This window comes from uncultured Aquabacterium sp., from assembly GCF_947366995.1.
Taxonomy (GTDB): domain Bacteria; phylum Pseudomonadota; class Gammaproteobacteria; order Burkholderiales; family Burkholderiaceae_C; genus Aquabacterium.
In genome coordinates, this window is sequence record NZ_CANBCC010000001.1 from 1 (window position 1) to 19,896 (window position 19,896).

Consider the following 19,896-nt stretch of genomic DNA (forward strand, 5'->3'; position numbering starts at 1 on the left):
CCAAATTTGCTGTGTTGCACTGCATGCTGCAGCACAGATGCAAAAGCAGTTAAAAGCCACCCGACGGGTGGCTTTTTTCTTTGGCGCGCGACCTGCAGCGGCGTGATCTTGTAGAAACGCGAGCGTGTCTGAACAGACGTGCAAGTGAGGTCGACATGCGGTGCGGTTGGTTGAAGCTCGTGGCGCTGGGGTGGCTGGGCGCCCTGCTGCAGCCCGCCAGCGCCGAGTCGCTGCGGTGCACCGGTGGCAGCGTGACCGAAGGCGATCTGCGCATCACGCTGATGGACCGGTGTGGCGCCCCCCGGCTGAGCGATGCCTACTGCGCCCCCGTCGCAGGCCCCGGCTTTCAGCCCGTTCCGCCCTGGCTCGGGTCGTTCGTGGCGCCCTGTGTGGTGACGGAAGAGTGGCTTTACGACCGCGGACCCGGTAATCTGCCTGTGACGGTGCGTTTGCGCGCGGGGCAGGTGCAGTCCATTCATTACGGGCACTCCTCGCGCTGACCTCGGCAGGCCCGAGGGCATGGCACCGTCCGGCTGCGCAAGGCTGCACACTGGCGCGAACCAGGGGCTTCGGCCCTGTCACGACACCAAGGAGGCAGACCATGGGGGGTTCATCCCGACAGGGCATGACGCCTGCGCAGCAGGAGGATCGGCCAAAGCCGCACGAGGGGCCAGCGCCGGGCTATGTGCCAGGTGAATCGGCTGCCGGTGAGGAAGACCCTGGCGCTTCGCTCGACACCCCGCCTGACGAGCCGGAATCGGTTCCGCCGGTGCCCGATGCGGATGCATCCACAGGCCATGGGGCAGGGGCCCTGCGACGCTGATGGAATGAGCATGACACGGCGGTGCCTGTGGCTGATGCTGACGCTGCTGTGCTGGGCGGCGGGAATCGCCCCCGCCGGGGCGGCCGGGATGGTGTTCGGGCTGGCGGGCAAGCGGGTGGACGATGCCAATTTTCAGGCGGCGTGGCGGGGGTGTGAGGCGGAAGCCCGTCGCCAGGGTGACCGGTGCCTTCATCTGGGTGAGCCGGGCCCGGCCAACGTGCGGGTGCAGGACGCCGCCATTCGGCAGGCGCTGGAAGAAGGTCTTCATGGGCTTGCGGTGTCGGTGACGCACTCGGCGTACCTTGCGGAGCACGGTCTGGCGCGCGCACGAGCGGATGGCGTGCCCGTGGTCACGTTCGACTCCGACCTTGATGCATCGCACCAGGCGCTGCGCCGCAGCTACATCGGGCCGGATAACGAGGCCTTCGGGCGCACGCTGGGTGATCTGGTGCGCCAGCGCCTGCCGCGCGGCGGCAAGGTCTGCCTGATGAGTGCCGACGCCCATGATCCCAACCTCGATCTGCGTCTCAAGGGCGTGCGTCGGTCGCTCGGGCAGGACGCGAGTGCCGGTGCGGCGCCGCTGCGGGGGCAGGCGGGCTGGACGGAGTTGGCGCGCTGCCCCTGGTTCAACGGCGATCAGCCCGAGCGGGCCCGCCGGCAGATGGTGCTCTCGCTTGACACGTTGAAGGCGGACGTGCTGATTTCGGTCGGGCACTGGCCGGTGGCCGACGTGGCCGCCTATGAAGCTGCGATACAGGGCCTTGCGCCCCGGAAAGAGAACGCGGGCGAGGCGGTGTTCGTCGGCATCGGCACGATGACAGCGGGGCAGGTTTTGCTGCTGAGGCGAGGGCTGCTGGGTGGGGCGGTCGAGCTGGATTTCGACGCCATGGGTCGCGCTGCCTACCTCGCCATGAAGCGGCTGGCCGGCGGCGGGCGTGTGGACGCGTTCGTTCGCACCCCGTTCAAGGTTCACGTGGGCGCGGCGGGAGGCACGCCATGAGTGCATCCCGACCGGAGCCGGGACCGGACCGCATCACGCCGCTGTCGAGGGTGTTGCTGTGGCGGGTGATTGGCTTCAGCCTGCTGTTGTCCATCGGGGCGGCGTTGCTGGTGGCCCATCTGCAGAAGAACCACGAGGCGGCGCAGCAGCGCGCCTTGCTGGACGCCGTGGTGTCCGTGCACCGGGTTGCGCTGTCCCGGGCCTTGTGGGAGCTCGACGACCAGGCGGTGGCCGCGCAACTGGCCGCGCTGCACCGTTTCCCGGTGGTGTTGTCGGCCGAAGTGCAAGGTGGCGGCCTGAGTCAGCGCTATGCCCGCGAGGGCGTGGCCGCGCGGGGCAGCGTGCAGACCGTGCGCGAGCCGCTGCACGCCCCGGGCAGCGACGAGGTCATCGGCATCTGGCATCTGACGCTCGATGAGGCCGCTCTGCAGGGTGAGGTGTGGACTCAGACCCGACGCTTCCTGATGCTGGTGGTGCCCTTGCTGCTGCTGATGGGCGGGCTGGTGTTCTGGCTGGTGCGCAGGCGGGTCGGGCATCCGGTCTCGGCGTTGTCGCACCACCTGGGCACGCTGCTGTCGGGGAACCTGGCCACGCCAGCGCCCGAACCACGGCATCGCCCCGCCACGGAGTTGCACCGGCTGGCCAGGGGCATCACGGGACTTCAGCAGGCGCTGGCCCAGGAACTGGCCCATCGGGACGCGGTGGCGCGCGAACTGGCCACCCAGCGTGACGAGCTCAACATGGTGCTGGCGCGTCAGACGCAGCGCCTTGACGGCGTGCTGAGTCACATGGCCGACGGCGCCGGCCTGCTGGACGAGGCGGGCAGCATTGTGCTGATGAACCCGGCGTGGGCCCAGATGCTGGGTTGTGGCGCGCCGCACGAGGCCACGCCCATGCCGGTGGAAAGCTGGCTGCGGTCGCCATCCTGGCCCGAGGTGTGCCAGATGCTGCGCGAGCAGGACCGGGTGGTGGGCTGCGAACTGACGATGTCGCACCAGGGGGGCGTGTTGCCGGTGGAGGCCAGCCTGTCGGTGATCGAGCGGGGACACGCGGGGGCGGTGGTGCGGGTGCAGATCGTGCTGCGCGACCTCAGTCAGCGGCGCCAGACCGAGCAGGCCCTGATCGACGCGCGGGAGGAGGCCATGGCCATGGCGCGCGCCAGGAGCGCCTTCCTGACGAACATGAGCCACGAGATCCGCACCCCGATGAACGCGGTGCTGGGCATGACGGAGCTGGCCCTGCGGACCAGCCTGTCGCCCCAGCAGCGTGACTACCTGCAGAAGTCTCGGCAGGCGGCCACCTCGCTACTGGCCATGCTGGACGACATCCTCGATTTGTCCGGCATCGAGAGCGGGCGTCTGACACTGCAGCATCAGCCCTTCCTGCTGGACGACGTGCTGGACCAGGTCATGGGCGCCGTGGCCCTGCCGGCCCAGCAGAAGGGGCTGGTTCTGGTTCTGGATGCGGTGTTCGACCAGCCGCAACGGCCGGTGGGCGACGGGCCCCGGTTGGCACAGGTGCTCACCAAGCTGTGCCACAACGCCGTGAAGTTCACCGATGCGGGCGAAGTGAGCCTGACGGTGCGCATGACCTCGCCGCCCGGCGCGCAGACGAGCTGGCTGGTGGCCGCTGTGCGGGACACGGGGGCGGGCATCCCACCGGAAGACCAGGCTCGCGTGTTCCAGCCGTTCCAGCAGGGCGACGACTCGGCGACGCGGCGGCATGGGGGCGGGGGACTGGGGCTGGCCATCAGCCGCCATGTGGTCGAGCGCATGGGCGGCACACTGACCTTGCGCAGCGACGTCGACACCGGGTGTGACGTCACGGTGCAACTGCCGCTGAGCCTGGATCCCGTGGATGGGGCGGGCGAGAGCCCCGCAGCCTGGCCGGAGGGGCCGTGGCGAAGCTGGCGCGTGCTGGTCGTGCATGCTCACCCGGAAGCGGCCCACGTGTTGCAGAGGCAACTGGAAGTCCTCGGGTTGACGGCGTCGGTGGCGAGCGGACGAGAGGCCGCCTTGCGCGCGCTTTCCGAGGCCGATGCAGCAGACGCCCCCTGGGACGCCGTTGTCCTGAACTGGTTGATGCCCGATGCCGATGTGCTCGCACTGGCCCGAGACGTGGCGCAACTCGGACTGGCGCAGGTGCCATTGCGGCTGCTCGCGTGTGCGCCGGGCAGCGAGGCGCCGCTGCTGGCGGCCGGCGGCAACCTGTTCGATGCGGCGCTGCCCCAGCCAGCCTCGACCACCGCGCTGGCACACGAGCTGGCCCGCCTGGCCGAGCGGGCGAGATCGGCCAGCGCGCCCGGCGAGGCGGCGGCGCGGACGCCGTCGGCTGCGCCCACGGTTTCCTCGAGCGTGAAAGGAGCGGCACTGTCCGGGCTGCGTGTGCTGCTGGTCGAAGACAACCCCTTCAATCAGCAGGTGGCGGCTGAGTTGCTGATGGATGCGGGTGCCCGGGTGACGGTGGCCGAACAGGGCCAGGCGGCGCTGGACCACCTGGCACGTGAACCGGTCGACGTCGTGCTGATGGACATCCAGATGCCCGTGATGGACGGCCTGGAGGCCACCCGCCGCATTCGAGACAACCCGGCGTGGGCCGATCTGCCCGTGCTGGCGGTGACCGCCCACACCCAGGCCAGCGACCGCGAGGCCGCGCTGGATGCCGGCATGGACGAGGTGCTGACCAAGCCGCTCGGCGTGGCGATGCTGATCGATGCGCTGTGTCGCTGGCGGCATGGACGCCGCCAGGCGGCCCCGGTTCAACAGGCCGCACCCGCACCAGTGCCGGCTGCGGCGCCAGTGGCGGCAGCTGCACCCCCCGACTTGCCAGGCATCGACCGCGCGCTGGGAGAGCTGCACTGCGGTGGCCGCCCTGCGCTGCACCAGCACCTGCTGGACATCTTTTTCAAGGCTCACCGGGACGTGGCCCGGCGGCTGTCCGATCAGATCGCGGCACCAGACTGGCCTGCCGCTGCGCGAGTGCTTCATGTGCTGAAGGCCGACGCGGCCACGGTGGGGGCCACGCGGCTGGCCGATGTGGCTCGCTCACTGGAAACCGCCTTGCTTGGCGAAGACCAGGCGGCCGTTCAGCTGCACAAGGCCGAACTGGACCTCGCACTGGACGAGGTGCTGCGCGGGCTGGCGCGCCGGCCGGCCTCCGGTGCCCCGAGCCCGGCACCGGCCTGAAAAGCCGTCCGCCGATGCTCAGCGGGCGTCCGGGCAGCGGTAAACCTGAGCCGACAGGGTGGTGCGGCGGTCTCCCACCACGGGCTTGTCCCAGACGACGTGGGTGCCACCCAACCGGTCGGCCTGCCACAGCAGGGTCTGGCGCGCATTCTCGGCGCCCTGCGGCCCCAACAGGCCCACGAGGCCCGAACTGGTTTCGATGCGTTCCAGGAACGTGCAGCCCTGGGGGGCATCGCCGGCAATGACGCGCACGGGGCCGCTGTAGCGGTCGGGCGTCATCGGGTTGCTGGCACAGCCGGCGAGGCCGACGAGGATGGCGCCGGCGATCAGCGCGCGCGTCAGGGTGGTGCAGGTCGTCATGATTCTTGTCCTTCTGCTCACCATTGAGCCACCTGCACACTCTATTACCACCGGGGCGCGGGTGGGGGCCTGCATCCCTGATGCGGATCAGGTCGAGTGCGCTCGGCGTGGTGCCGGCGCCTCATTGCGCTGCGATGGGCGCCAGGGCGGGAAAGGCGCGATGCAGGCCCGAGATCAGCATCTCGACCGCCATGGCCGACAGCAGCAGCCCCATGAAGCGTTCCAACGCCACGAGGCCCGAGGGCCCCAGTCGCCGCGACAGGCGGTCGGCCGAAGCAAGCACCACCCAGCCCACCGCCATGGCCAGCACAATGGCGGCCGTCCATGACCAGGCGCGATCCGGCTGCCGTGAGGCCAGCAGCACCACCGTGGCCAGCGCCGAGGGGCCGGCGATCAGCGGGATGGCGAGCGGCACCAGCATGGGTTCGCCCTCGGTGGTCTGCGACGCGAAGCTCACGCCCATGCTGGGAAAGGCCATGCCCAGGGCGATCAGGAAGAGGATGACGCCGCCTGCGATCTCGAGCGACACGTTGGTGAGGTGCATGGCCTGCAACAGGCGCTCGCCCACCAGCATGAACAGCAGCAGCATCACCGTGGCGATGAGGCATTCCCGCGTGATGACGAGCAGGCGTCGCTCGCGCGGCACATTGCGCAGCAGGCTGATGACGACGGGCACGTTGCCCAGCGGGTCGGTCACGATCAGCAGCACGATGAAGGCAGAGAGGAAATCGTGTTCCATGGTGCGCTCGGCAAGAAGGAGGGTCAGACGCGGGCCGCTTCGGCATCCGGCGCCCGGGCCGGCCACTGCGACAGCATCACGCCGAGCACGATGAGCGCCGCGCCGATCAGCGCGCGCCCGGCCAACACCTCGTTGATGTACCAGATGGCCGTGAGCGAAGCGAAGACCGGCTCCAGCCCGTAGATCAGGGCCGCCTCGACCGCCCGCACCCGCGCCTGGCCCCACGCCTGCAGCCACACAATGCCGGCGCTGGCCAGCAGCCCCAGGTAGATCAGCGGCAGGAGGTGGTCTTCGGCACGCGCCAGCACCTCGGCCGGCACACCGCCTTGCCAGGCCACGCCCACACCACCCAGGCCCAGCATGACGACCGCCTGCACGGCGGCCAGCCGCTCGGGACGGCACCGCACGGGCGATCGCGCGCAGTACTCGAACAGCAGCACGTACACCGCGTAGACAAAGGCGCTGGCCAGCGTCAGCGTGTCGCCGAAGCTCCAGGGTGCGGCCTCGTAGAAAAGGCCGTACATGCCCACCACGCTGAGGGCCGCCCCAGCCAGCACGGGCCAGCCCAACCGCTGCCCCAGGCCGGCAGCCAGCAGGGGCACGATGACGACGTTCAGCCCGGTGATGAAGGCGTTGCGGTTGCTGCTGGTGAGCCCCAGACCGCTGACCTGCAGCGCCGTGGCACCGAACATCACCGCCCCCATCAGCAAGCCCCAACGCAGCTCATGCGCCTGCACGCCCCGCAGGAAGGGCCACAGCACGGCACAGGCCACTGCAAAGCGCAGCGAGATGATCTCGAGCGCCTGCAGGTCGCCGCTCATGGCCTTCATCGCCGGGAAGGTGGTGCCCCATACGACGGTGACGAGCACCAGCGCCGCAATGCCGACGCGGTGGCGAGAGCCCGCGCGCACGGGCGATGCAGGCTGAAGGGAAGACGTCTCACTCATGCGCGCGATGGGGCGGGTTGGCAGATCAGTTGAAGGTGTAGCGCGCCATCAGGTTGAAGCGCGACAGCGAGCCCTTCTCGCCGGCCAGCGTCTCGCGCTCGCCCCAGATGTACTCGGCGCCCAGGTCCACGTTCTTCACCGGGTTGTAGATCAGACCGGCGTGCAACTGGTACATCCGCTTGTTGATGCCGTACTGGCCCGTGCCGAAGCCGTTGGTCAGCGCGTACTCGGTGTAGGCGTTGTTGAAGTTCTTCTGCCAGCCGCCCACGAAGTTGGCGCGCAGCGTGTCGCTGGCCTTGTACTGGTAGCCGATCACGGTGCCCAGGGCGCGCTCCATCAGGATGCGGTTGGCCTCGGTGTTGACGATCGCGCCTTCCAGGTAGTTGAAGTAGCGGCCCACGCCGTCGCCATAGGTCAGGCCCACGCTGAGGGTGTCCTGACCGCCGCGCAGCTTGATCAGGCCGGTGCCGGCGATGCCGTAGCCGCGCTTGTCGGCGTTGATGCCCGCATCATCGATGACCTTGACCTGCTGGGTCACGCCGCGCACGCTGGCAGCGCCCCAGTCGAAGCCCTTGTCCCAACGGAGCACCAGATCGGGCGTCTTCGAGAAGCCAGATGCCGTCGTGCCGCGGGAGATTTCGCCCGTGTCAGGATCGACCGTCTTGGCGAGCGCATAGCTCACCGGGTTCTCCACGGCCACCGTGAAGCCACCCAGGTCTGGCGTGGCGTAGGTGTAGCGCACCACCGGCTGACGGATGAAGGTCGAACCGATGGGGCCGTTGAAGTCGACCGTCTCGGGCGCGTTGTCCACGTCCATGAAGGTCGACCAGGTCTGCCCCACCGTGAAGCCGGCGAACGTGGCCACGGCCTGACGCAGTCGGAAGTTGTACGAGTTGGTGGCCTGCTGGGTGTAGATGGCCTTCACGTCGCCGCTGACGGCCGAGCCACCCAGGCGCGGGTCGTTGTTGAAGTCGCCTTCCAGCTTGATGCCCAGCGGGCCGTACGCCGTCGGGGTCGAGGTCTCGATGCCGATGCGCGACGTGCGGGCGTGCAGGTACGTTTCGCCCTTGCGCGCGGTGCTGCCGTTCAGCGGGGCGTAGGGGAGGAAGGTCGAGTAGTCGTTGCCGCCATTCGCGCCCTTGAATTCGCGCACGGCGTTCACTTCCACGTAGCCGTACAGCTTGATGGACGTGTCCGAGCCCGGCAGACGGAAGCTGCCCGGGATGTCGCCGGCCACGACCGCGTCCTTCTGCTTGAGCTCGACCTGCTCGATGCGCTCGGTCAGTGCGGCGGTGTCGGCGGCTGGCTGGGGCGCGGCCACCACGGCAGGTGCGGGCGCCGGCTTGGCGGCCTGCTGGCCCTTGAGCTCGTCCAGTTCCTTGCGCAGGCGCAGCACTTCGTTGCGCAGCAACTCGAAATCCTTGGCCGACTGGGCCAGGGCGGGCAGGGACGTGACGGAGGCGGCCAGCAGGGCCAGGCTCAGGGCGCTACGTTTCATCATGGTGTGCCTTTGCATGGGGAAAGTGGGGAAGGAAGCTCAGTGCGCGATCTGGCCGAGGAAGGCCCGGATGCGTGGGTTGTCCTGTTGGTCGAAGAAGGCCTCGGGCGGTCGGTCCTGCAGGATCTCGCCCTGGTTCAGGAACAGCACCCGGTCGGCCACCTCGCGGGCAAAGCCCATTTCGTGGGTGACGATGATCATCGTCATGCCACTGCGTGCGAGCTGCTTCATCACGTCCAGCACCTCCTTGACCATCTCCGGGTCGAGGGCCGACGTGGGCTCGTCGAACAGCATGACTTTGGGCTCCATGGCCAGTGCGCGTGCAATGGCCACGCGCTGCTGCTGCCCGCCCGACAGGGCGAACGGGTGCTTGTGCGCATGGGCTTCCATGCCCACCTTGCGCAGCAGCTCCATGGCCTTGGCTTCGGCTTCGGCCTTGGGCGTGCCTCGCACACGGCGCGGCGCGCGCGTCACGTTGTCGAGCACGGTCAGGTGCGGAAACAGGTTGAACTGCTGGAACACCATGCCGACCTCGCGGCGCAGCGCGTTCAGGGCCTTCGCGTCGTCGCTCACCTCGATGCCATCGACGGTGATGGTGCCGCTGTCGTGCTTTTCCAGTCGGTTGAGCATGCGCAGCAGCGTGCTCTTGCCCGAGCCCGATGAGCCCAGGATGACCGTGACCTTGCCCGCATCGAAATGCGTGTTGACGTTGCGCAGCACCTGATGCGCCCCGAAGGCCTTCTGCACCTGCTGCACGGTGATGAACGGTTGCGGGGGGCTCATGGCCGGCGGCCCTCCACGTCGTAGCGGTGCTCGATGGCGTCCGAGATCTGCGTGAGCATGGTGGTCAGCACAAGGTAGATGCAGGCCGTGGTCACCAGCGTGGCCATGGGCTGGAAGGTGGCCGCCTGGATGCGGTTGCCGACGTTGGTCAGCTCAACCACACCGATGGTGTAGGCCAGCGACGAGTCCTTCAGCAGCGACACGATGTTGTTCACCAGCGAAGGCAGCGAAATCTTCATCGCCTGCGGGAAGACGATGTCGAGAAAGGTGTGCCACGCGGACATGCCCAGCGAGCGGGCGGCTTCCGTCTGCCCCTTGGGCACGGCCTGCAGACCCGAGCGGATTGCCTCGGCGTTGTAGGCGCCGATGTTGAGCGCGAGCGCAATGCAGGCCGAGGTGAAGTCGCTCAGCCGCAGCGAGGGAATCAGCGCGGGCAGCGCGAAGTACACGAACAGCACCTGCACCAGCAGCGGCGTGCCCCGCACGACCCAGATGTAGAACGAGGCCAGCCAGCGCACCGGGGCCACGCGCGAGAGCTTGCCCATCGCGGCCACGAGGCCGATGGCGATGCCCGCCAGGCCGGAAACGATCGTGAGCTCGACGGTGATCAGCGTGCCGTCGGCGAAATCGCGTGCGGCCGGGCCGATCGGCTCGGGCGCCCACGACAGAGGAATGGCCATCAGCCAGAGGAACAGGACGAGCGCAGCACTCGCCACCACCATGGTGGCGTTGCTACGCGTCGACCTGCTCCAGCCGGCGGGCCAGCCAGGCAGGGTCAGCATGGTGTCAGGCCCTCGGGCTTACTTGCAACGAACGTCTTCGTTGAAGTACTTCTTCGAGAGCGCGGCATAGCTGCCGTCGGCCATCACCTCGGCCAGGGCCTTGTTGTAGCCCGCGGCCACGCTTTGGTTGCCCTTGGCCACGGCAGCGGCAATGCGCTCGATGAAGACCATCTCACCCGCCTTCATGCCAGCGTTCGGGGCGGCGGCCAGAGCCTGCTTGGCCACAAAGCGGTCGCTCACCCAGGCATCGACCCGCTGGCTCAGCAGGGCAGTGCGTGCGTCGGTGTCCTTCGGGAAGTTCTTCACTTCCTTGATGCCGGGCAGCTTCTTGACGCTCTCGAGGTAGGTGGTGCCCGTCTGCACGGCCACCACCTTGCCGGCGAGGTCGGCACCGGTGCGGATGGCCGGGTCGAGCGCGATCACCTGACCGCCCGAGCAGTAATGCGGGTTCGCGAAGGTGACCGCCTTGGCGCGTTCTTCGGTGATGCCATGCGAGGCGATGACCAGATCCCAGCGGTCCTGACGCAGGCCCGCCAGCAGCGCGTCAAAGCCCAGTGCCTTCCATTCGATGGTTACGCCCATCTTGTGCGCCACCAGTTCGGCCAGTTCGACCTCGAAGCCGGTGAGCTTGGTGCCCTGGAAGTAGTTGAACGGAGGAAACTGACCCTCTGTGGCGACGAGGATCTTGCCGTCCTTCTTGATGTCATCGAAGCTGCGGGCCTGTGCGCCCATGGCGGCCATCAGGCTGACGGCGATCAGCACGCCGCGTCGAATCCACTTGCCGGGTTGCGTCATTGTCGGGTCCTTGGGGGAAAGGTAGTCGGTCAGGCAAGGGGCGGTAATAGCATGAACCGTGCCTGGCTTCGTCGGACACTTCAGCGGGGGACAGACGCGCGGGATGGGGCCTCGCAGCGTGTGGAAAGGCAGAAGGCGTCAACGCCGCATCAGCGTGCTCTTGCCGAACAGGCTCTCGATCAGGTCGACAGCCAGTTGCGCGGTCTGGTTGCGCACGTCCAGCGCTGGGTTCAGTTCGACCACATCCAGCGAAGCCAGCCGACCCGTGTCGGCAATCATCTCCATGCACAGCTGCGCTTCGCGGTAGTTGGGCCCGCCGCGCACCGTGGTGCCCACGCCCGGCGCGATGTCCGGGTCGAGGAAATCGACATCCAGGCTCACGTGCAGGTGGGTGTTCTCGTCCAGATCAAGCAGGGCCTGCTCCATCGTGTGGCGCATGCCCATCTCATCGATGTAGCGCATGTCGAACACCTCGATGCCTGCCTCGTGCACAAAGCGCTTTTCGCCTTCGTCGACACTGCGGATGCCGATCTGCCGGATGTCGGCGGGCGACAGGGCCGGCACGTGACCGCCGATGTGGGTCAGCGCATCCGGGCCGTGGCCGCACAGGCACGCCACCGGCATGCCGTGGATGTTGCCGGTGGGTGTAAGGGCCGCGGTGTTGAAGTCGGCATGGGCGTCGAGCCACAGCACGCGCAGCTTGCGGCCCGTGGCGCGGCAGTGGCGGGCCACGGCGCTGATCGAGCCGATGCCCAGACAATGGTCGCCACCCAGCACGATGGGCAGGCGGCCGCTGCTTAGCTCGGCAAACACCGCATCGTGCAAAAGCTCGTTCCAGCGCACCACCTGCGGCAGATGGCGAAAGCCGTCCACGGCGGACTCCCAGGGGTTGTCGGGGCCGTGCAAATCTCCGGAATCCCGTACATCAAGTCCGAAATTTCGGATGGCCTGCGCGATGCCGGCCACGCGCAAAGCGCTGGGCCCCATGCGGGCGCCGATGCTGCCGGCGCCCACGTCGGTGGGCACGCCGACCAGGGTGACGCCCTGGATGTCGGGATGGATCATGCTGCGTGTTGCGTCTCGGGTTGAGGGGCCAGCGTCACGCAGCAAGCGCCGGGCCCGTCTGGGGCCAGCGTTCCGAAGAGGTCCTTCGGGTCATCTGGCGTGGGGATGAGGTCCAGCGGCTGCCCGATGCCGTGGCGCTGTGCGGCCTCCTGAAGATGGCGCAGCGCCGAGAAATCTTCCAGCGCAAAGCCCACCGAGTCAAACACCGTGATCTCGTCGGGGTTCTGGCGGCCGGCCGCCGCGCCGGTGAGCACCTGCCACAGCTCGGTCACCGCAAAGTCGGGCGGCATCTGCTGCAGGTCGCCCTCGGTGCGCGTTTGCGGCTCGTATTCCACGAACACGCGCCCGGCCCGCAGCACGTCAGCCGCCAGCTCGGTCTTGCCGGGGCAGTCTCCACCCACGGCGTTGATGTGCTGGCCGGGGGCCAGCATGTCGGCGTGCAGGATGGTGGCGTTGGTCTTGTCGGCAGTCAGCGTGGTGACGATGTCGGCGCCGCGCACCGCCTCGGCCGCGTTCTGGCACACCACCACCCGAAGCGCCGTGCCGGTCAGGTTGCGCACCAGCTTGGCGGTGGCCTGCCGGTCCACGTCGTACAGGCGCACGGTGTCGATGCCCAACAGGTGATGGAAGGCCAGGGCCTGGAACTCGCTCTGCGCGCCGTTGCCGATCAGCGCCATCACGCGGCTGTCGGGCCGGGCCAGCCGCCGGGCCGCCACCACCGACGTGGCGGCCGTGCGCAGGGCGGTGGTCAGCGTCAATTCACTGAGCAGGGTCGGGGCGCCGGTGGCCACATCAGCCAGCACGCCGAAGGCCATCACCGTGGGCAGGCCGAAACGCGTGTTGCGCGGGTGGCCATTGACGTACTTGAAGCTGTAACGCTGGCCGTCGGCGACCGGCATCAGTTCGATCACACCGTCGCGTGAATGGCTCGCCATGCGGGCCGATTTGTCGAAATCCGGCCAGCGGCGGAAGTCTTCCTCGATGCAGCGAGCGATGCCTGACAGGGTGGGCGCCAGGCCGTCGCGGCGAACCAGCTCGACGGCATCGCGGGCGCTCAGAAAGCGGGTATCGAGGTGGGTGCGAAGGCGCATGGTCGAAGTGCGTCGGGGTGATGCACACAGTGTGACCAAAGGCGGTGGCAATGAAAATCGTCAATCCTGCGCGAGAACGCGAAGACAATTGCCAGATCGTCAGATCGGATTGTCGTTTTGCAGATGGACACCCTCGACCAGCAGATCCTTTCCCTGCTCCGGCAGGACGCCCGCTTGAATGTGGCCACGGTGGCCAGCAAGCTGGGCGTGTCGCGTGGCACCGTCACCAACCGCATCCGCAAGCTGGAAGACAGTGGCGTGATCGTGGGCTACACCGTGCGGCTGCGGCCCGACACCGAACCGAACGAGATCCGCGCGTGGATGAGCATTGCCGTGGAGGGCAACGACGTGCGCTCGGTGATCGGCAAGCTGCTGGGGGAGCCCGGCGTGGCGTCGCTGCACGACACCAATGGCCGCTGGGACCTGCTGGCCGAACTCCGAGCTGAAAACCTCGCCGGGTTGTCAAAGGTGCTGGAGCGCATTCGCCTGATACGCGGCATCAGCAGCACCGAAACCAGCATCCACCTCGAAACCTACCGCCTCGGCTGAAAACACAACGGCCGGCACCCGTCGCACTGGCAGCGGGTCCGGCCGTGGTGCGGCGGCGCAGGGGTGTCAGACCCTGGCGCGGCGGCGCTGGGCCATTTCGCGGCCCATGCCGTTGAGATCCCACTCGGCAATGCGGCTCCTGGCTTCGGGGTAGATCAGCGACTCTTCGAGCGCCAGGTGGTCCTGATAGAGCTGCACGAACACCGGCACGGCCAGGCTGAGCTGCTCGAGGTTGTACCAGTTGTAGCCGGCGGCGATCGATTCAATCTGCGGTGCAAGCTCCAGCCAGTCCTCTTCGATCCAGCCGTGGTCCTGCTGCAGGCGCAGCGTGTGACGGATCAGGTCGTCGTCGCCACTGCGCAGCATCGCCGGGAAAATGTGCTTTTCCTCGTCGATGTGGTGTTGGCGGGCCGTGTCCATGAAGAAGTGGAAGATGGCGCGCGCCATCTCTTGCGCCTTGCCGTCCACCCCCTTGTTCTCTTCAAGGTGGGCAACCAGATCCTGCAAGCGCTGCAGGGCCGTGACCATCTGCTGGTGGCAGGCGTCCAGCACATCGAACGGCTGAACGGGACGGCCTCTGGGTGTGGTGCTTTGTTCCGGGGCAACAACGGTGGCGGGCATGGGGCCTCCAGCAAGGGGTGGGTTAGAACACGCGAATCTGATTCGATTCTGCGTTTCACCCCGAGAAGAGCCTTGCGCCACGTCAAGGCAAGCGGGGGGTCACTCGTCCTCGGCACCGCTGGCGTACCAGCGCTGAGCGTCGTCCATGCCCTTGTCCAGCTTGTCCTGCGAGCGCTCGCCGGCCGGCAGCGCCTGCCACTCCAGGAAGGCCACCGCCCGCTTGCGCATGTAGGCGGTGTTGCGGTCCTTGTCGGCCAGTTGCCGTTCGTCGGTCGGTTGCGGCGCCACGGACGCCAGCTTCTGCGTCCATTCGTCGATGCGTTGCTGGCGGCGGGTTTCGTCGGGCTCCAGATCACCGAGCAGCACGGTGCCCATCAGCACCGCTTCCATGCCTGTGAACTCGCCCTTGGCCACCCGTTCGGGCAACTGCGCCATGAGCTGCTCTGCCAGCTGGTGCCGCGCGCGCACGTTCTTCGAATCGATGGTCGATTGCCAGAACTCGAAGTCATGCTGGTAGCGCAGGTAGCTGGCAATCCGCTGGGCCTCTGCCTGCGGGTCGGGCTGGCGGCGAAGGGCTGTGTTCAGCGCCTTCCAGTCTTCCGGCTGCACGTGCACGGGCCGCCCGTCCGCCGCCACGGTGTCCACGGCGGTGCCGAACGGGGCCGCCGTGCCCGACGTGCCGGCCTCAGCGCTGGGGCTGGCGTCGGCCGCTTGACCGGACGGGGGCGCATCCGGTTTCACCAGCATCCACACGCCACCGGCCACGATGGCCCCGGTCACGACGGTCAGCAGCAGACGCTGCGCGGGCTTGGCTTGCTTGTAGATGATCATGGCGGTCGTCAATGAAAATGATCCGGTCGCCCTGGGGGCGTCCCAGGATGAGCCGGATCACATTGTGTGCTGTCCCGTTGCGGTCAGCCGCAACGGCGTGACGTCAGCGTCGTGCCGCTCAGGGGGCCGGAACGTAGGGCTTGGTCGAGATCGGGGTCGAGCGCAGCTTGGTCGAGATGTCCTGCGTCAGGGTGCCGAAGCGCAGGGTGTCCAGCAGCGGCCACACGAACGTGGGCAGCTTCAGGGTCACCTTGTACAGGTTCTTGGCTTCCGGGGTCAGGGCCAGGTCGCCCAGCACTTCGTGGCCGGTGATGTTCAGAGGGAACTTGTACTTCAGGCCCAGCGGCGTCAGCGTCTGGAAGTTGAAGATGGGAACCTGCTTGGTGGTGGCGCCGCCCATCGGCGTGGCATCGGCCAGCACCTGCTTGGTGGTGTAGTTGATGGTGAAGTTGGCCAGCGTCAGGCGGGTCGGCACTTCTTCGCCGGTCTCTTCGTCTTCAGCGATGCGGTCGAACTGCAGCGCCGAGCCGACGGCCGTACCCGACAGGATCTTCAGCAGCGGGCTGATGGAAATGCTCGTGACCGGCAGGGTAAAGGAGTTCGTCTTGTCGGCGTTGGCGTAGGCCGTGCCCTTGGCCGACACCTGGATGCCGACCTGGCGGAAATTGGCGTTGGCTTCGATCGAGAAATCCTGGACCGAGTTCGCCACAAAGGCGTTCACGGGGATGGCGATGCCAGCGGCGGATGCCGAAACAGCGGTGCCGGCCAGAACGGCGGAAACAGCGACAGTACGGAAAGACAGAGACAAGCTCATGGTGCGCTCCTTTTGTATGCCGAGCCTGACAAACCGGCTCGTTCCATGGGCTCTATCTTCACCGGCGTGGATGGGACGCCCGCCCCCCTCGACTCGATGGCCTGACCGTGCAGATGGCACATTTGCTGCCATTCCGAGGGAAAGCCGCTAGCTTGTCCAAAGGGCGGTTTTAAGGGTTAACCGCATCCTTCGGGTTAACCGGGGTACGTTGCGGAACCCCCTTTTTCGGGTTAGTTCGGCTCGCCGACGGAAGGGGTCGTCGCCCCGTCCGTCAGCGCGACCGTATGCCGCTTGCAGGCTCACTGCACCACGTACGGTGCAGTCGGGACAGCCGGGGTGCGCGCCTTGGTGCTGATGTCGTTGACGATGGTGCCGAAGTCCGTCGTGTCCAGCAGCGGGATCACGAACGTCGGCAGCTTCAGCGCGCTGATGAACAGGCTCTTGGCTTCGGGGGTCAGGAAGAGCTTGTCGAGCACTTCATGGCCGGTGATGGTCAACGGGAACACGTACTTCAGCTTCAGAGCCTCGCTGACGTTGAACTTGTAAAGCGGCATTTGCGGGATCGTGGCGCCGCCCTTGGGCGTGGCGTCGGCCAGCACGACGTTCTGCGTGTAATCGATCTTGAAGTTGGCGAGGACCAGGCTCACGGCCACTTCCTCGCCCGTCTCCTCGTCTTCACCGACGCGGTCCAGCTTGAGCGCCGAGCCCACCGCCGCGCCGGATGCGACCTTCAGGTTGGAGCCAATGCTGATGGTGGTGATGGGCAGGTTGTAGGCGCCCGCCACACCGGTGACCGCCGTGGCATTGCCCAGCGCCGTGAAGGTGATGCCCACCTGGCGGAATTGCCCCTGGGCGAATGTCGAGAAGGTCTGGACAGAGTTTGCCTGCTTGTTGGCGACGTTGAGTGTCAGCCCGGCCGCAGAGGCAGCGCCAGCGCCGAAGACCAGGGCAGCCGAAATGGCCGCGTGGCGGAAGTGCAGAGACGAGATCATGCGGGACTCCTTTTGCGTTACCTGCCATACGGCAAGCGTTGTTGGTGTGGTGTTAATCGTGCACCGACTCGCAAAAGGCGTGTCCCCGCAAATCCGGGTATGTCGCGCGCTGCTCGCGCCAATTCACGTCATCTCGCGGGAAAACGCGCGGGACGCATTCCTGCCAGGGCCTCGGGCTTGCCCTAGGACCCCGCCCGAATCAGAGGAAACGCTCGAGCAGCCTGCGCGAAGCCCGGTCCAGCGCAGCCATGTCAGGAATGGCAAGGTTCAGGCCGTGGCTGGTCCCGATCAGCAGCCGGCCGTTGCCCAGGCGGCGGATGTCGTCCTCGCTCTTCAGCACGACGTCCGTGGGCCCTCGGTCGGTGTCGACGGACCAGGTGCTGGGCACCGAGAAGGTCGAGACCGCTCGCAGGCGGGTGATGGTCGGGGTGAACTCGCGCACTGCCAGTTCCGCTTCCAGCAGGGCGCGTTCGGGGTTGAGCAGGGCGCTCAAGCGCGGGATCCACGCCAGTTCGTGGCCGTCCGGGCCCACGATGGACAGGCCCTCGTCGGGTGCAGCGATCGGGAAGGCGCGTACGGGCACAACGCCCACGTGGGCCACGCCGTCGGCACCGGTGTAGACGAGCTTGCCGAAAGGGTCGCGGGTGATCTGAAAGTCGCTCATGTCGGGGTCGTGCAAGGTTCAGGCCGCGGTGTCGGCGTTGGGTGAGGGTGGCTCGGCATCCAGCAGGGCGTCCTGCTCGGCCTTGCGTGCCTGCGCCTCGTACAGGCGCCAGTAGGCCCCCTGGCGCGCCATCAGCTCGTCGTGCGGGCCGACTTCCACCACCTGGCCGCGGTCCATCACCACCAGGCGATCGGCCTTGCGAAGCGTCGACAGGCGGTGCGCAATCGCAATCGTCGTGCGGCCCTTGACCAGGTTGTCCAGCGCGCGCTGGATTTCCTTCTCGGTTTCGGTGTCCACGGCCGATGTGGCCTCATCCAGGATCAGGATCTTCGGGTCGATCAGCAGGGCCCGCGCAATGCTGATGCGCTGTCGTTCTCCGCCCGACAGGCCCTGGCCGCGTTCGCCCACCAGCGAGTCGTAGCCCTGCGGCAGGCGCAGGATGAACTCGTGCGCGTGCGCTGCACGGGCCGCGGCAATGATCTCGTCGCGCGTGGCGTGGGGTTTGCCGTAGGCGATGTTCTCTGCGATGGTGCCGAAGAACAGGAAGGGCTCCTGCAGCACCAGGCCGATGTGGCGCCGGTAGTCGGCCACGGCAATGCGGCGGATGTCGACGCCATCGACCTTGATCGCGCCATCGCTGATGTCATAGAAGCGGCAGATCAGGTTGACCAGCGTGCTCTTGCCCGAGCCGGAATGGCCGACCAGGCCGATCATCTCGCCGGGCTGGATGTCGAGGCTGAGGTTGCGGATCACCGAGCGGCTGCCGTAGCGGAAGGCAATCTCTTCCATCGTGATGCGGCCCTGAAGCGCAGGCAGCTTCACCGGGTTGGCCGGTTCCGGCACGTTGGAGACGTGGTCGAGGATGTCGAAGATGCGCTTGGCGCCGGCCGCTGCCTTCTGCGTGACGGACACGATGCGGCTCATGGAGTCGAGCCGGCCGTAGAAGCGGCCGATGTAGGCGATGAAGGCCGTGAGCACGCCCACCGTGATGTCGCTTTCCGACACCAGCCAGATGCCGAAGGCCCACACCACGAGCAGCCCGATCTCGGTCAGCAGCGACACGGTGGGCGAAAACAGCGACCACGTCTTGTTGAGCTTGTCGTTGACCTGCAGGTTGTACTGGTTGGCCGCGCGGAAGCGGTTGGCCTCGCGCTGCTCCTGCGCAAAGGCCTTCACCACGCGAATGCCGGGGATGGTGTCGGCCAGCACGTTGGTGACCTCGCCCCACACGCGGTCGATCTTCTCGAAGCCCGTGCGCAGGCGGTCTCGCACCAGGTGGATCAGCCAGGCGATGAAGGGCAGCGGGACCAGTGTGACCAGGGCCAGCCAGGGGTTGATGGACACCAGGATGGCGGCGGTCATCGCGATCATCAGCACGTCGGTGGCGAAATCGAGCGCGTGCAGCGACAGGAAGACGTTGATGCGGTCGGTTTCCGAGCCCACGCGGGTCATCAGGTCGCCGGTGCGCTTGCTGCCGAAGTAGTCGAGCGACAGGCGCAGCAGGTGCTCGTAGGTGGTGGTGCGCAGGTCGGCGCCGATGCGCTCGGACACCAGCGCGAGCAGGTAGGTGCGGGCCCAGCCCAGCGCCCACGCCACCAGCGCCGAGGCCAGCAGGCCGCTCAGCAGCAGCGTCACCAGGTCGCGGTCGATGGCCTGGCCGTTCTGGAAGGGGATGAGCACCTCGTCCATGAGCGGCATGGTCAGGTAGGGCGGCACCAGCGTGGCGGCGGTGGAGGCCAGCGTGAGCAGGAAGCCGGCCAGCAGCTTGCCCTGGTAGGGCCGCGCGAAGCGCCACAGGCGCAGCAGCACCCAGGTCGAGGGCGGCGTCTGCAGTTCGCGGTGGCACACCGGGCACTCGTCGCTGTCCGGGGGCAGCGGGGCCTTGCAGCTCGGGCACTGGGCCTTGTCCTCGTCCGGCGACACTTCGCCGGTGTGCAGGGTGGCCTGGCGCCGTTCGAACTGTTCGATCAGACGGACAACCTGGACCTGGTGCTCCAGCGTGAAGTGCCACTGGGCCAGTCGCCCCTGGGCGTTGAGCAGCTCCAGGGTGCCCACGCCGGCGTGATCGTGGTGCTGAAGCGCCAGATCCGGGGTCAGAGGCCACATTTCCCAGGGTGCCGAGGCCGCTTCGCGTGCGCCGAGACGCTGGTCAGTCAGGATAATGGGCGACGTCTGGAAACGGAGTTGTGCGTTCAGGTCAACCTCAAGGCGACATAAAACGTTTTCTCCGGGAGCCAGCGGCCAGTCCGTGCTGGCAAGATCTGTAACAGCCTGACGCCCCTGGGCGTCGTCAGCAGGATGGTGATGGTGCATGTTGATCTGTGGGCCCGACGCGGGGGCCAGGCTTCGGCCCCTTG

At 67.4% G+C, this 19,896-nt stretch carries 19 protein-coding genes; 4 read left to right on the forward strand and 15 right to left on the reverse strand.

Translation table 11 applies throughout. From position 1 onward, the window contains the following. Nucleotides 1-155: 155 nt before the first annotated feature. From Q0Z44_RS00005 to Q0Z44_RS00015, 3 genes are all read left to right on the forward strand, one after another. Nucleotides 156-500, forward strand: coding sequence for a DUF2845 domain-containing protein (locus tag Q0Z44_RS00005; protein ID WP_298008262.1), 345 nt, complete (start codon nt 156-158; stop codon nt 498-500). A gap of 327 nt (nt 501-827) precedes the next feature. Next, nucleotides 828-1,823: a substrate-binding domain-containing protein gene (locus tag Q0Z44_RS00010; protein ID WP_298008264.1), complete on the forward strand. Its 996-nt coding sequence runs from the start codon at nt 828-830 to the stop codon at nt 1,821-1,823. After that, entirely contained in the window at nt 1,820-5,008 is a 3,189-nt protein-coding gene (locus Q0Z44_RS00015) for a response regulator (RefSeq protein WP_298008266.1), read from the forward strand. The genes Q0Z44_RS00010 and Q0Z44_RS00015 overlap by 4 nt, the downstream gene beginning before the upstream one ends. 18 nt (nt 5,009-5,026) lie before the next feature. Here Q0Z44_RS00015 and Q0Z44_RS00020 read toward each other — a convergent pair whose 3' ends face one another. The 9 genes from Q0Z44_RS00020 to Q0Z44_RS00060 form a co-directional block, all read right to left on the reverse strand. Further along, nucleotides 5,027-5,368 carry a hypothetical protein gene (locus tag Q0Z44_RS00020; protein ID WP_298008268.1) on the reverse strand — a complete coding sequence of 114 codons (342 nt, stop codon included), beginning with the start codon at nt 5,366-5,368 and terminating at the stop codon, nt 5,027-5,029. 121 nt (nt 5,369-5,489) lie between these two features. Continuing rightward, a complete protein-coding gene (locus Q0Z44_RS00025; protein ID WP_298008270.1) occupies nt 5,490-6,107 on the reverse strand; it encodes a MarC family protein in 618 nt (205 codons plus the stop codon). Between the two features lie 23 nt (nt 6,108-6,130). Further along, entirely contained in the window at nt 6,131-7,054 is a 924-nt protein-coding gene (locus Q0Z44_RS00030; RefSeq protein ID WP_298008272.1) for a DMT family transporter, read from the reverse strand. A gap of 25 nt (nt 7,055-7,079) precedes the next feature. Beyond that, nucleotides 7,080-8,555, reverse strand: a complete 1,476-nt coding sequence (locus tag Q0Z44_RS00035; RefSeq protein WP_298008274.1) for a DcaP family trimeric outer membrane transporter — start codon at nt 8,553-8,555, stop codon at nt 7,080-7,082. Nucleotides 8,556-8,591: 36 nt separating this feature from the next. After that, complete coding sequence (locus Q0Z44_RS00040) at nt 8,592-9,335, reverse strand: amino acid ABC transporter ATP-binding protein (protein WP_298008276.1); 744 nt, start codon at nt 9,333-9,335, stop codon at nt 8,592-8,594. Then, on the reverse strand, nt 9,332-10,117 hold the full coding sequence (locus Q0Z44_RS00045; protein ID WP_298008278.1) for an amino acid ABC transporter permease: 786 nt from the start codon (nt 10,115-10,117) through the stop codon (nt 9,332-9,334). The genes Q0Z44_RS00040 and Q0Z44_RS00045 overlap by 4 nt, the downstream gene beginning before the upstream one ends. A gap of 18 nt (nt 10,118-10,135) precedes the next feature. Continuing rightward, nucleotides 10,136-10,912 (reverse strand): ABC transporter substrate-binding protein, encoded by a 777-nt coding sequence (locus Q0Z44_RS00050; protein ID WP_298008280.1) that lies wholly within the window; start codon nt 10,910-10,912, stop codon nt 10,136-10,138. A 138-nt stretch (nt 10,913-11,050) separates the two neighbouring features. Then, nucleotides 11,051-11,977, reverse strand: a complete 927-nt coding sequence (rocF, locus tag Q0Z44_RS00055; RefSeq protein ID WP_298008282.1) for an arginase — start codon at nt 11,975-11,977, stop codon at nt 11,051-11,053. After that, entirely contained in the window at nt 11,974-13,068 is a 1,095-nt protein-coding gene (locus Q0Z44_RS00060; RefSeq protein ID WP_298008286.1) for an ornithine cyclodeaminase, read from the reverse strand. The genes rocF and Q0Z44_RS00060 overlap by 4 nt, the downstream gene beginning before the upstream one ends. Nucleotides 13,069-13,191: 123 nt before the next feature. Here Q0Z44_RS00060 and Q0Z44_RS00065 point away from each other — a divergent pair, with 123 nt between their 5' ends. Continuing rightward, nucleotides 13,192-13,617 (forward strand): Lrp/AsnC family transcriptional regulator, encoded by a 426-nt coding sequence (locus Q0Z44_RS00065; RefSeq protein ID WP_298008289.1) that lies wholly within the window; start codon nt 13,192-13,194, stop codon nt 13,615-13,617. A 66-nt stretch (nt 13,618-13,683) separates the two neighbouring features. On the opposite strand, the gene Q0Z44_RS00070 is transcribed toward Q0Z44_RS00065, so the two are convergent. The 6 genes from Q0Z44_RS00070 to Q0Z44_RS00095 form a co-directional block, all read right to left on the reverse strand. After that, nucleotides 13,684-14,238: a hemerythrin domain-containing protein gene (locus Q0Z44_RS00070; RefSeq protein WP_298008292.1), complete on the reverse strand. Its 555-nt coding sequence runs from the start codon at nt 14,236-14,238 to the stop codon at nt 13,684-13,686. Nucleotides 14,239-14,337: 99 nt separating this feature from the next. Then, nucleotides 14,338-15,069, reverse strand: a complete 732-nt coding sequence (locus Q0Z44_RS00075) for a hypothetical protein (protein WP_298008294.1) — start codon at nt 15,067-15,069, stop codon at nt 14,338-14,340. A 118-nt stretch (nt 15,070-15,187) separates the two neighbouring features. Beyond that, complete coding sequence (locus Q0Z44_RS00080; RefSeq protein WP_298008297.1) at nt 15,188-15,883, reverse strand: hypothetical protein; 696 nt, start codon at nt 15,881-15,883, stop codon at nt 15,188-15,190. A gap of 299 nt (nt 15,884-16,182) precedes the next feature. Then, nucleotides 16,183-16,875, reverse strand: a complete 693-nt coding sequence (locus tag Q0Z44_RS00085; RefSeq protein ID WP_179950617.1) for a hypothetical protein — start codon at nt 16,873-16,875, stop codon at nt 16,183-16,185. Between the two features lie 199 nt (nt 16,876-17,074). Further along, on the reverse strand, nt 17,075-17,539 hold the full coding sequence (locus Q0Z44_RS00090) for a DUF1854 domain-containing protein (RefSeq protein ID WP_298008302.1): 465 nt from the start codon (nt 17,537-17,539) through the stop codon (nt 17,075-17,077). 18 nt (nt 17,540-17,557) lie between these two features. Next, nucleotides 17,558-19,852, reverse strand: a complete 2,295-nt coding sequence (locus Q0Z44_RS00095) for an ABC transporter ATP-binding protein (RefSeq protein WP_298008304.1) — start codon at nt 19,850-19,852, stop codon at nt 17,558-17,560. Nucleotides 19,853-19,896 lie beyond the last annotated feature (44 nt).

Excerpts from the sequence above, each read along its gene's own strand:
- Q0Z44_RS00035 (WP_298008274.1), bottom strand. The coding sequence starts at position 8,555 with ATGATGAAACGTAGCGCCCTGAGCCTGGCCCTGCTGGCCGCCTCCGTC.
- Q0Z44_RS00075 (WP_298008294.1), bottom strand. The coding sequence starts at position 15,069 with ATGATCATCTACAAGCAAGCCAAGCCCGCGCAGCGTCTGCTGCTGACC.
- Q0Z44_RS00030 (WP_298008272.1), bottom strand. The coding sequence starts at position 7,054 with ATGAGTGAGACGTCTTCCCTTCAGCCTGCATCGCCCGTGCGCGCGGGC.
- Q0Z44_RS00005 (WP_298008262.1), top strand. The coding sequence starts at position 156 with ATGCGGTGCGGTTGGTTGAAGCTCGTGGCGCTGGGGTGGCTGGGCGCC.
- Q0Z44_RS00065 (WP_298008289.1), top strand. The coding sequence starts at position 13,192 with ATGGACACCCTCGACCAGCAGATCCTTTCCCTGCTCCGGCAGGACGCC.
- Q0Z44_RS00080 (WP_298008297.1), bottom strand. The coding sequence starts at position 15,883 with ATGAGCTTGTCTCTGTCTTTCCGTACTGTCGCTGTTTCCGCCGTTCTG.
- Q0Z44_RS00090 (WP_298008302.1), bottom strand. The coding sequence starts at position 17,539 with ATGAGCGACTTTCAGATCACCCGCGACCCTTTCGGCAAGCTCGTCTAC.
- Q0Z44_RS00025 (WP_298008270.1), bottom strand. The coding sequence starts at position 6,107 with ATGGAACACGATTTCCTCTCTGCCTTCATCGTGCTGCTGATCGTGACC.
- Q0Z44_RS00070 (WP_298008292.1), bottom strand. The coding sequence starts at position 14,238 with ATGCCCGCCACCGTTGTTGCCCCGGAACAAAGCACCACACCCAGAGGC.
- Q0Z44_RS00045 (WP_298008278.1), bottom strand. The coding sequence starts at position 10,117 with ATGCTGACCCTGCCTGGCTGGCCCGCCGGCTGGAGCAGGTCGACGCGT.
- Q0Z44_RS00010 (WP_298008264.1), top strand. The coding sequence starts at position 828 with ATGAGCATGACACGGCGGTGCCTGTGGCTGATGCTGACGCTGCTGTGC.
- Q0Z44_RS00060 (WP_298008286.1), bottom strand. The coding sequence starts at position 13,068 with ATGCGCCTTCGCACCCACCTCGATACCCGCTTTCTGAGCGCCCGCGAT.
- Q0Z44_RS00020 (WP_298008268.1), bottom strand. The coding sequence starts at position 5,368 with ATGACGACCTGCACCACCCTGACGCGCGCGCTGATCGCCGGCGCCATC.
- Q0Z44_RS00050 (WP_298008280.1), bottom strand. The coding sequence starts at position 10,912 with ATGACGCAACCCGGCAAGTGGATTCGACGCGGCGTGCTGATCGCCGTC.
- Q0Z44_RS00095 (WP_298008304.1), bottom strand. The coding sequence starts at position 19,852 with ATGCACCATCACCATCCTGCTGACGACGCCCAGGGGCGTCAGGCTGTT.
- rocF (WP_298008282.1), bottom strand. The coding sequence starts at position 11,977 with ATGATCCATCCCGACATCCAGGGCGTCACCCTGGTCGGCGTGCCCACC.
- Q0Z44_RS00085 (WP_179950617.1), bottom strand. The coding sequence starts at position 16,875 with ATGATCTCGTCTCTGCACTTCCGCCACGCGGCCATTTCGGCTGCCCTG.
- Q0Z44_RS00040 (WP_298008276.1), bottom strand. The coding sequence starts at position 9,335 with ATGAGCCCCCCGCAACCGTTCATCACCGTGCAGCAGGTGCAGAAGGCC.
- Q0Z44_RS00015 (WP_298008266.1), top strand. The coding sequence starts at position 1,820 with ATGAGTGCATCCCGACCGGAGCCGGGACCGGACCGCATCACGCCGCTG.